The organism is Syntrophorhabdus sp. (genome assembly GCA_012719415.1).
GTDB lineage: Bacteria > Desulfobacterota > Syntrophorhabdia > Syntrophorhabdales > Syntrophorhabdaceae > Delta-02.
Window position 1 is genome coordinate 1 of record JAAYAK010000202.1, and the last position, 11,052, is coordinate 11,052.

Annotated in this window: 9 protein-coding genes; 4 read left to right on the forward strand and 5 right to left on the reverse strand. The window is 57.7% G+C overall.

Annotated features, from left to right (window positions below; translation table 11 throughout):
* The 3 genes from GXX82_11395 to GXX82_11405 all read right to left on the reverse strand — a co-directional run.
* Positions 1-1,456 (reverse strand): TRAP transporter fused permease subunit (locus tag GXX82_11395; GenBank protein ID NLT23641.1); only part of this gene is annotated, 1,456 nt, incomplete at its 3' end.
* 197 nt (positions 1,457-1,653) lie between these two features.
* Complete coding sequence (locus GXX82_11400; protein ID NLT23642.1) at positions 1,654-2,667, reverse strand: TAXI family TRAP transporter solute-binding subunit; 1,014 nt, start codon at positions 2,665-2,667, stop codon at positions 1,654-1,656.
* A gap of 140 nt (positions 2,668-2,807) precedes the next feature.
* A complete protein-coding gene (locus GXX82_11405) occupies positions 2,808-3,554 on the reverse strand; it encodes an amidohydrolase family protein (GenBank protein NLT23643.1) in 747 nt (248 codons plus the stop codon).
* 69 nt (positions 3,555-3,623) lie between these two features.
* Between GXX82_11405 and GXX82_11410 the strand changes: the two genes are divergently transcribed.
* The 3 genes from GXX82_11410 to GXX82_11420 all read left to right on the forward strand — a co-directional run bounded on the left by GXX82_11410 (position 3,624) and on the right by GXX82_11420 (position 6,794).
* On the forward strand, positions 3,624-4,055 hold the full coding sequence (locus tag GXX82_11410; protein ID NLT23644.1) for an NUDIX hydrolase: 432 nt from the start codon (positions 3,624-3,626) through the stop codon (positions 4,053-4,055).
* Between the two features lie 217 nt (positions 4,056-4,272).
* Positions 4,273-5,943 carry a dihydroxy-acid dehydratase gene (gene ilvD, locus GXX82_11415; protein NLT23645.1) on the forward strand — a complete coding sequence of 557 codons (1,671 nt, stop codon included), beginning with the start codon at positions 4,273-4,275 and terminating at the stop codon, positions 5,941-5,943.
* A 68-nt stretch (positions 5,944-6,011) separates the two neighbouring features.
* Positions 6,012-6,794, forward strand: a complete 783-nt coding sequence (locus GXX82_11420; GenBank protein ID NLT23646.1) for an aldo/keto reductase — start codon at positions 6,012-6,014, stop codon at positions 6,792-6,794.
* A gap of 184 nt (positions 6,795-6,978) precedes the next feature.
* On the opposite strand, the gene GXX82_11425 is transcribed toward GXX82_11420, so the two are convergent.
* The gene (locus GXX82_11425) at positions 6,979-8,580 is read right to left on the reverse strand and encodes an MFS transporter (protein NLT23647.1); all 1,602 of its coding nucleotides are present in this window, start codon (positions 8,578-8,580) and stop codon (positions 6,979-6,981) included.
* A gap of 107 nt (positions 8,581-8,687) precedes the next feature.
* A complete protein-coding gene (locus tag GXX82_11430; protein NLT23648.1) occupies positions 8,688-9,089 on the reverse strand; it encodes a hypothetical protein in 402 nt (133 codons plus the stop codon).
* Positions 9,090-9,367: 278 nt separating this feature from the next.
* On the opposite strand from GXX82_11430, the gene GXX82_11435 reads away from it, so the two are divergent.
* Entirely contained in the window at positions 9,368-10,753 is a 1,386-nt protein-coding gene (locus tag GXX82_11435; GenBank protein ID NLT23649.1) for an FAD-binding protein, read from the forward strand.
* The last annotated feature ends 299 nt before the right edge of the window (positions 10,754-11,052 follow it).

Genomic DNA, 11,052 nt, shown 5'->3' on the forward strand with positions numbered 1-11,052 from the left:
CCGTTATAGGGACGGCAAGGCCGATGACCCAGAGAAGGACAGCCGCAAAAACGGCCGTCACCAGAAGGTTCCCTCCGGCATAGCCTATGATGATGGTGGAGAGCTTAAGGCCGAGACCAGTGAGACTGACTATACCGACGATTATCCCTGCGGCGGCACATATGGCGGCAACATTGAGCACGGTGACGGAACCTTCACGCAATGCGGCGATGAGTTTCTTGAGCGTGAACCTGGTATCCTTGCGAATGAAGCATGCGAGAAAACAGGTTATGATCGCCGCAAGGACCGCGACCTGGGGCGTGAATCCCTTGACCAGGAAGGCCACAATGGCAATGAGAGAGAAAAAGTGGAAGCCGTACAGCTTTGTGAGCTGCCAGAGAGTATATCTCTTGTCTATCTGAACGGCCTTCAATCCAAATTTCTTGGCGTCCAGTTCGACCATGGTAAGCAGCCCCCAGTAGTAGAGGGCCGCGGGGATGAGCGCGAGGAGTATGACATCGATGTAGCTGATTCTCAAAAACTCCGCTATGAGGAATGCCGCGGCGCCCATGACGGGTGGCGTCGTTATGGCCCCCATGCCGCCTGCCGCAAGGAACCCTCCCGCGTTGTTCTTGTCGTATCCGGCTTTTCTTAGCATGGGATAGGCGACCGAGCCGATGGCGACGGTATTCGCAACCCCGGAGCCTGAGGCCATGGCGAGCAGGTACGAGGTCGCGATAACGGAGCGACCGGCAGCCGTCGGTTTTCTTCCCATCGCCGAGAAAGCAAAATCGACGAAGAACTTCCCCGCCCCCGAAACCGACAGGAACGCCCCGAATATGCAGAACATGATGATGATAGTCGAGGAGACATCTATGGGAACGCCGAAGATCCCTTCCAGCGTCATGTACATGTGTCCCACGATCCGTTCGATGTCGTATCCCCGGTGGGTCCACGGAGAGGGAAGCCAGGGTCCGACGTAGGCGTACACGAGAAACACCAGGCATGTCACGGGCATGATCCAACCGGAGGACCTTCGCGTCGCCTCGAGGATGAGGAGAATGAAGATGACCCCGAAGATCATGTCCCATCTCTCGGGTGTTACCGCCCGGTAGATGAAGTCGTCGAAGTCCAGGAGCATGTACCCGATACAGGCCAGGCCAAGCAGGGACAGTACGACATCGAAAAGAGTTATCCTTCCCCTGAACCGCTTCGACAGCGGGTAGTAAAGGAATGACAAAGCGAGAAGCAGTGCCACATGGACACCCCGTAGGATCTGGGTGGTGACGGGCACTATGGTGGAGTAGATCGCGAAGAGCGACATGATGATCGCCAGGGCGGTTATCACAATGTCCCAGAACCCAGTTACCTTTCTGGTTACCCCCTCCTCCTGTTCGATGATCTCTTCGATCTTCTTCTTCTGTTCTTCGGTGAGGTCCGTCGATGTGGTGGTCGATTCCTTATCGTTGTTTTCCATTAGCGCCTCCGAGCGTGCTTTTCAGGATACCTGCGAGAATCCTGTTGGTTCTTGCCTGATCGGTCATTGGTCCGATCCCTTCTGCTCGAGCACAGATGCCGGTTAACATGACATCAGCCGCGCATCTTGAGGGAAGAAGCATGGATGCGCATGGGAAGCGACCGAGGGGGTGGCGCCACTCCCTCGGTCGCCAAGCGCTAAACCGGTACGTTGAATCCTTTTTCCTTGAAGAATTTCTGTGCGCCTGGATGATAGGGTATGGACTGTGCCGATGCCCCGTCCTTCAGGTTTATGTGAAGTGCTTCCTTGTGAATTGCGGCCAACTCCTTGAGGTGTTCGAATACGCCTTTCATGACGTTGTAGGCCAGCTGGGCATCCATGTCCTTGTGGCAGACGAGGATGTTCGCCACCGTCGATACAGGTGTGTCCTGGGTCATTCCCGTATACACCTTTTTCGGTATCACGGACCTGTAATAGATGGGGCCGTACTTGGCGGTCATCTTGGGAATCAGATCTTCGTGACCGATGAGGGAAATCTTGACTCCGGGAGATGCCGCAAGGTCGAGGACGGACGCGGTGGGAACGCCCCCGGACCAGACATAAGCGTCTATCTTGCCGTCCTTCAATGCTCCGGCCGATTCGGAAGCCCCAAGCCTGTCCTTCCGTATGTCTTTCTCGTGGTTGAGGCCGGCAGCTTCGAGAACGCGCAGCGCTATGACTTCCGTTCCGCTTCCCGGGGCGCCCGTGGAGACCCTCTTGCCCTTGAGGTCGGCGACCTTGGATATCCCTTTGCCTTCCAGAGTGACGAGGTGCGTCAGATTAGGATACAGGACAGTGAGAACGCGAATGGGAAGGGCGCGACCCTTGAAAATGCCCGTTCCCTTGAAGGCGTCGTAACCCGTATCGCCCATGATGAGACCCAGGTCGGACTTCTTCGCGGCTATGAGCTTGCAGTTATCGACAGAAGCGGCCGTCACTTCGGCGGCCGCTTCGACTCCCGCGTACTTTGTGAGGATGCTGGCTATGCCCCCGCCAATGACGAAGTACACGCCTCCCATCCCTCCCGTGGCGATGGAGATCCTCTTCCTTGACTGTGCCAGGACCTTACCGGCTCCGCCGAGCAGGACGGCTCCGCCGACCGCCGAGGTCAGTTTGAGAAAGTCACGTCTTTTGATGCCCCTGTTTCCATCCACGAACTCATCGAACTTCATAATTACCCCCTTTCGTAGTGGTGATGATACTGCCGGTCCGAGATTCACCAATTTAAATTGTGACTTTGTAGGATATTATTGTTTTTGGCTAAGATATTGTCAATTCATTATTTCACAAATATCATAACATGAGAAAAGGATTAGGATTTAGGCAGGGGAAGGGCGGCCAGTCTGATGACGTTTCCCGAGAGGATGAGTTCCTTGTCCCCTTGGCCGAGAGAGAGCCCGGCGACCTTTGACAGTTCGCTCTTCATCGTGCCGAAAGGAACGTCGGAACCGAAGAGAACGCGTTCGGGACCTATGGTCTTAACGAATTCGAAGATCATGTCCTTTGAGCCGAGGGCGGTATCGAAGTATATGTGTTCGCTGTTCTTGAATGCCTTCAGGAAATCGAGAGGGTAGCCGCCGAGGAGACCGAGGTGGGGGATGATGAGAGTGACATCCGGGAACATGTCTGCAAAGGTTTTCGTGAATCTCAGCTCCTCTTCGAATATGACGGGCTTGCCGGTATTGCGGATCTTGTCCACGAGCCCCGGCAGAGCGGGGTCGTCGAGGACGCTATAGTTGGAGGCGGAGTCCTGCCAGCCTCGCATCCAGTGCCATTTGCCGCCGAAGTAAGCATTGGGGATAGGGTCGAAGCCGTCCGTGTCGTAGTTCTCCCTGACGTAGTGATAAGGGAGGAAGCTGTCGACACGTCGGGATTCATCGAGGATGCGGACGTTGATGGCGTTGTTTTCGATTGCTGTGGACGGGAAGGGTATGATAATAACGTAGTCGACGCCTGATTCCTTTTGCTGGCGCAGGAGCTCACCGGTGGTCACATCTATGCCCATGGACGAGGATGGGCCCCAGTGCGCGTGGCTGTCGATTATGAGGTCGAAGTCCATGTGTGCATGATGATTACCACATGGGGTGGCCTTTGTAAACACCTATCGCGAAAGGAGAGGTGAAGGAGGTTGCCTGTGGCGCATACGCTGAAAACCCCGCTTCTGACCGTGGATATTATCATCCGGTTCAAGGGCGGGATCGTTCTCATCGAACGCAAGAACCCGCCTGCGGGCTGGGCCCTGCCGGGGGGGTTCGTGGATGTCGGTGAATCCGTGGAGGAGGCGGCCGTGAGAGAGGCCCGGGAAGAGACGTCTCTCGACGTCAGACTCATCGAACAATTCCACGTTTATTCAGACCCGAACCGCGACCCCAGGTTCCATACGGTATCCGTTGTCTTTATCGGGGAAGGGACGGGGACCCTGGAAGGCCGTGATGATGCCCGGAGGGCCGCCGTCTACACGTCCACCGACCTGCCGCCGGACATAGCTTTCGATCACGGACGCATAGTGAACGATTATTTCCGATACAGTGAAACGGGGGCGAAACCCGATCTTCTGTGAACCCGGCGCCGGGCGGGATCGGGGACAGTGGGAGACACCAGAGCGAAAACAGCGGCGCCGCGGGTGTCCGGGCCAGCTGTCACCTCACCGGACGCGGCTCCCTGCGGCAGTATTCTGTTGCAAAGTGGCGTCCTCTGTAATAACCTTGTATATTCTCAGCACCAATCGCTGACCCTTGTGCGAGGCAGCGATATTATTTTGTCGAAGGGGAGGCTTCATGAGGTCGGACAGAATGAAGAAAGGTCTGCAGAAGGCACCGCACAGGAGCCTTTTCGGAGCCATGGGATACCTGAAGGAGGAACTCGACAGGCCCATCATCGGCATCGCCAGTTCCGCCAACGAGGTCATTCCGGGGCACATACATCTCGGAAGAATAGCGCAGGCAGTGAAGGACGGCATCAGGATGGCCGGCGGAACGCCGATGGAGTTCTCGACGATAGGCGTCTGCGACGGAATCGCGATGAATCATGAGGGGATGAAGTACTCTCTTGGGTCACGCGAGCTTATCTGTGATTCTGTCGAGGTCATGGCCAAGGCGTACCCTTTCGATGGACTTGTGTTGATCCCGAACTGCGACAAGATAATCCCGGGAATGATGATGGCCGCCATGCGTCTCAACATCCCAAGCATTATGGTGAGCGGTGGGCCGATGCTGGCGGGGCGTTTCAAGGGGAAACCGGTGGACCTCATATCCGTGTTCGAAGGGGTGGGCAAGGTCGCGGGCGGCCTCATGGAGGCAAAGGAGCTTGCCATGCTCGAGGAGTGCGCCTGTCCCGGCGCGGGGTCCTGCAGCGGCATGTTCACGGCGAATTCGATGAATTGCCTCTCCGAGGCCCTGGGGATAGCCCTCAAGGGAAATGGGACGATACCCGCTGTTCATGCGGCTAGGATACGGCTTGCCAAGGAAACGGGCATGGCCATCGTGGACCTCGTCAGGAAGGGCCTGAAGCCGAGGGATATCATGACCCTCGACGCCTTCAGGAACGCCATTTCAGTGGATATGGCATTCGGGGGTTCATCGAATACGGCCCTGCACCTTCCCGCCATTGCCCATGAGGGAGGGATCGATCTAGCCCTCACCCTCTTCGACACGATGTCGGAGAAAGTCCCGCATATCTGTAACATGAGCCCGGCGGGGCCCCACCACCTGGAGGACCTCAACGAGGCGGGCGGTGTATTCGCGATAATGAAAGAGCTGTCACGCAGGAACCTCATCAAGAAGTCCTGCCTCACGGTATCGGGAAGGAAGGTCTCCGACGTTCTCAAGGGCGCCGACGCCACGGATCGCGACGTGATCCGGACCATCGAGAACGCCTATCACGAGAAGGGCGGCCTTGCCGTGCTCACCGGTTCTCTCGCGCCCCAGGGGTCGATAGTGAAGCGGATCGGGGTGAGCGAGAGCATCTGGCATTTCGAAGGAAAGGCCCGGGTGTTCGCCAGCGAGGAGGAAGCCGGCAAAGCCATCATGGAAGGCAAGATATGGGCCGGCGACGCCGTCATCATCCGTTATGAAGGACCGAAGGGCGGACCGGGGATGAGGGAGATGCTGACTCCGACGAGCATCCTGGCGGGAAGAGGGCTCGATACCGTCTGTGCCCTGATCACGGACGGACGGTTCTCGGGGGGTACGCGGGGCCTGTGTATCGGGCACGTGTCACCGGAAGCGGCGGAAGGCGGGCCTATCGCCCTCGTCAAGGACGGCGACATCATCGAGATAGACCTCGTGAAGAAGACCATCGATCTCAAGGTGGGGAAGAGCGAGCTCGAGAAGCGAAGGAAAGCCTGGAGGAAGCCGAGGCCGAAGATCACGGAAGGCTACATGGCCCGGTACGCCGGGATGGTCACCGGCGCCGCCGGCGGGGCCGTTTTCAAGACCGACAAAGATTAAATACCACCGAAAGGTATCGCACAGTGGATAAACGCAAACTTGGCAGAACGGGTGCCGAGGTGACCATAATGGGCCTTGGCGGAGAGGGTCTTCTTCGTTCCCATGGACGGGACAAAGAGGCGTACACTCTCATCAACAAGGCGCTCGACCTGGGCATCAACTATTTCGAATGCGCCCGAGCCTACGACGGCAGCGAGGAATATTACGGCAAAGCGCTCAGGGAGCGCAGGAGGGACATCTTTCTCGCGGGCAAGTCACACGCAAGGACGAGGGAAGGTGCTCTCGAGCATCTTCACGAGACCCTGCGCAACCTGAAGACGGACCACCTGGACCTCTGGCAGATACACGATGTCAGGACGATCGAGGACGTGGAAGGGATCTTCGCCGTGGGGGGTGCCATCGATGCTTTCGCGGAAGCGAGGGAAAAGGGCCTCGCCCGGTTCATCGGCGTCACCGGCCATCAGAGCCCGTTGGTTATCGGGGAATGTCTCAGGCGTTTCGATTTCGATACCGTGCTTCTCCCCGTCAATCCCGCCGAGGCCTCGCAGAGGAGCTTTCTTGAGGAGATGCTTCCTCTGACGGAGCGGCAGGATGTGGGTATCATCGGTATGAAGATATACGTGCGGGGTTTCACGTCCAAACTCGCGTTCTACACGTCGATGGAGACCTTCTTCCGTTACGCTCTTTCTCAACCCATCGCCACCGCCATCATCGGTTGCGACGACCTGGAGCAACTCGAACAGAACGTCTACTTCGCCCGTTCCTTCAAACCGATGGATTGGGAACAGCAGGACGGTTTCGTCGAGGCCGTCGCACCCCACGCGCGGGAGCTCCTCTATTACAAGGAATAGAAGATCGTCGCAGGTCACAGGTCTCAGGTCACAGGTCCAAAGCCAACAAGGGAATTCGCCGTCCTGCCCAACAATTACGTGAGCTAGTCAGCAATTGTGTGGACAGCTTGTTCCCTTCCCGGCATTTTCCTTGGCGACCTGCGACCTGCGACCTGCGACCTGCGACCTGCGACCTGCGACCTGCCTACTTCTCTCTTCTCACCGGTTGGGCTACGAAATGGCGGACTGTGACGGATTCGCCTTCCTTCTGACAGGAGCGGACCGTGTCGACGATGCCACCATCGGAGACCGTGAAACGTTCCTGTTGCCGCATGTACTCGGCCCAGGATTGGACGATGAAGGACTCGATGAAGCGGTAGTCCGAGCCTGCTTGCCTGAAGAGGTTCCAGCGGAAGGCGCCGTCGCGCATCCGTATTGTTTTCAGAGAGCCCATGGCGGCAAGAAAAGCATTGAGATGGTTCGGGTCGATGGAGTACTCGGCAACGACGAGGATCGGGCCCCCGTGTATGTCCGATTCCATCTCGGACGGAAACTGCGGCCAGTATTCCGATGGCGTAAGGTCCACCCCGTGCGGCTCCGAAAGGCCTCTTTGGACCGTAACGAGAAGCCCCGCTGCCGTCGCGAGGGAGGTGAAGACAAGGGTCTCGGTGATACCGATCCAGGACGCCAGGAATCCCCAGAGGGTGCTGCCGATGGCAAAGGGACCGAAGAAGACGAGCATGAATACGGACATGACGCGGCCCCTTACCCAGGAAGGAATGATGGAGAGGATCGCCGTGTTGTAGGTGGAGATGAGCGCAAGCCACGCGATGCCGCCGGCCAGAAGGGCGGCGCCCGTGAGATGGAATGTCCCCGAAAAGGAAAGAACGCCGATCGAGGCGGCAAAGAGAAGGGTGGCGGCGTTGGCCAGGGACTTGAATTTCAGCATCTGGCCGGCGCGGGGAAGAAGGAGGGCCCCAAGGAGGCCCCCTATACCGAAGAAGCAGAGGAGCAGACCGAAGCCTGAAGGCTTAAGGTCGAGACGGACACGGGCTATTATGGGGAGAAAGGTCCACAGAGAACTCCCGAAAAAGGAAAAGATGCCCATGCGCAGGAGCACCGTCTTGACCTGGGGAACGTTCCTCACGTACCGGACCCCGGTCCGTATGGCCCCCGAGAAGCGTTCCGCCGGCAGAGTCTGTTCCCGAGGTCCGTACCTCCAGCGCAGCAGGGCGAAGATCACTCCCATGAATGACAGCGCGTTGACGAAGAAGACGGAGGCGGGACCCAGGAGGGCTAGAAGGAGGCCCCCCAGGACCGGGCCGGCGACACGCGCGACGTTGAAGGCGACCGAACCCAGGGTGACGGCCGACTGGAGATGCTCGCGCGAGACGAGTTCGGGGATGATCGATTGCCAGGTGGGGGCATTGACGGCTGCCGCCACCCCGAGGGCGAAGGTGAGGACGAGGATCGTAACGGGAGTTACGACCCGGGCCAACGTCAGGACAGCGAGGACCAGGGCGGCACAGAGCATGACGAACTGCGCGGCGACCAGCAGTTTCCGCCTGTTGATTATGTCGGCAAGGGCGCCGGCTGGCAGGGCAAGGAGAAAGAACGGGAGGGTCATGGAAGTCTGCAGCATGGCGACCATGAAAGGAGATACCGTCATTGACGTCATGAGCCACGCCGTGCCCGTTTCATGCATCCATGACCCGACGAGAGACACCATATTGGCTATCCACAGCGTCCGGAAGAAGGGTTCCTTGAGCGCGCTCCAGATGTTCTTCTGTTGGATGTTGTCTGCCATGAGATGAGCCGGGTGTTATCGGGAAGGACGGACTGTCCCCTGAAGACGGGCTCTCTCATTCCGGTACTTCAAGGGGTGCACGGTCCCCGGTTCCATGCTGTCCGCTCCTAGAAGTAGAACTTCAGGAAAGGCAAGGCCTTGTTTGAATTGTACTCTTCCTTGCTGATCTTCGAATCACGGTTGAAATCGATCTGATCACGCCTCTGGATGGCGGCCCTGTAAAATTCATCTGCGTTGACGAAACCGTCGCTGTTCCTGTCCATGAACTTGAACTCTTTGACCGCGTCAGGATGTTCCTTCGCTGAGAACTCTTTGATATCGATCCTGCCGTCGTTGTTCTTATCGTACTCCCTGAACTTGGATGTCACCGCGGACTCGAATTCATCGGAGGTGATCGTCCCGTTCCCGTCCTTGTCCGCCTTGTTGAAAGCATCGGGACCGGCATACGCGTTCCATGCAAGGAACACCACGGCGGCAAACAATAGTATCAATATGATGGTCTTTCTCATAGAGCGCCTCCCTGACTTAACTGTAAATAACCCGCCGGGACGGGAAAATGCAAAGGAAAAAAATGGGAAGGGGTACAATTATATGCTATCATTAGCAGGCCGTTGATGAAGTCGGTTCTCGATCCGGTTTGTGCAGTGACGTCATTCCGGCGAAGGCCGGAATCCAGGAAAAGCGCCGCGTTGGAAGAACCTGTGGATTCCGGCCTTCGCCGGAATGACGTAGGAACGGATTCTATCAACGGGTTGATATACCCAAAATCAAATGTGCAGAGGTACGCGTGGAAAGCAAGATCATTGATGAGATACGGGCGATCGTGGGAAAAGAGAACGCGATAGACTCTCTGGAGGAGCGGCAGTGCTATTCGTACGATGCGAGGACCGATGGCATCGTTCCGGACCTCGTTGTGTTCCCTTCGTCGGCCGAAGAGGTCTCCCGCATCCTGAAGCTTGCCAACCATTACGGCTTTCCCGTTATCCCGAGAGGGCAGGGCACGGGCTTGACAGGCGGGTCCATACCGGTTGTCGAGGGTGTCGTGCTTGTCTTTTCGAGAATGGACCGTATCCTCGAGATAGACACGGAGAACCTCATTGCCGTTGTAGAGCCGGGTGTCATCACCTTCAACCTTCAGCAGGAAGCGGCGAAGCACGGTCTTTTCTATCCGCCCGATCCCGCATCCTACAAGTACTCGAGCATAGGCGGCAATGTCGCGGAGTGCGCCGGCGGGCCCAATTCACTTAAATACGGGGTGACGCGAGACTATGTTATCGGGCTCGAGGTGGTGACGGCCACGGGAGAGATCCTCAATACCGGGGTCCGTACGATGAAGGGGGTCGTGGGCTACGACCTCACACGCCTTTTCGTGGGGAGCGAAGGTACTCTGGGGGTGGTCACGAAGATCACGGTGAAACTGATCCCCCTTCCCGAGGCGAAGGCGACGATCCTTGCCCTCTTCAATGAGGTCGAAGACGCCGCCCGCGCCGTTTCGGCCATCATCGCGGCCAGGATCATTCCCTCCACTATAGAGTTCATGGACAGGGCATCCATCCGGTGCAGTGAAAAGGCCTCTCCCATGGGCATACCCGAGGAGATCGGAGGCCTTCTCCTCATCGAGGTCGACGGCAATGAGGAGGCGGTGGCGCCACAGGTGGGAAAAGTGAAGGACATCCTCGCCGCCCGGAAGGTCGTCCGGTGCGATGTGACCCGGGACCCGGCGGAGGCCGACAAACTCTGGCAGGCCCGCCGTGTCCTCTCGCAGGCCACCTATAACCTGAATCCGGTGAAGATAGCGGAAGACGTCGTGGTTCCCCGCTCCCATATTCCCACGCTGATCCGGACCCTGGAAGCCCTTGAGAAGAAATATGGCATACCCATCCTGAGCTTCGGCCATGCAGGCGACGGCAATTTTCACGTGAGCATCATGATCAAAGACACACCCGAGGACCGCCACAAGGCGGAAGAGGCGGTGAAAGACATCTTTGCCGAGACCGTGCGCCTCGGCGGCACGCTCTCGGGAGAGCACGGGATCGGCACGTCCAAGTCGGCCTACCTCGACATGGAACTCTCACCGCAGGTCATAGTCGCCATGAAGTCGATAAAGGCCCTCTTCGACCCGAACAACATCCTGAACCCTGGGAAAATATTCAAATTAGAACGACCCGCCTGATGCGCACGGTATTTTGAGCGTGAGGTGAGAGGGGGGGAGGCCAGAGGTGGCCTCTCGCCCGCTCGTCGCTTGCGCTCCTCTCTCAAGCCCGCAGAGGACGCAGAGAAAAGATACGGCCGGATTTCGAAGCCTTCCAAAATCCGGCCGTTTTTGCATCCCGTCTGCGACGGGAGGCAAAAGAAGAGGATCCTTTTCAGGTGGGAGTGATGGGGAGGGGATGGGGGTCTTAAGCGAGTAAGGTAGTATAGGGGGTCTGGAGGATGGTTATAGGACCTATGGGACATATAGGACTTATAGGA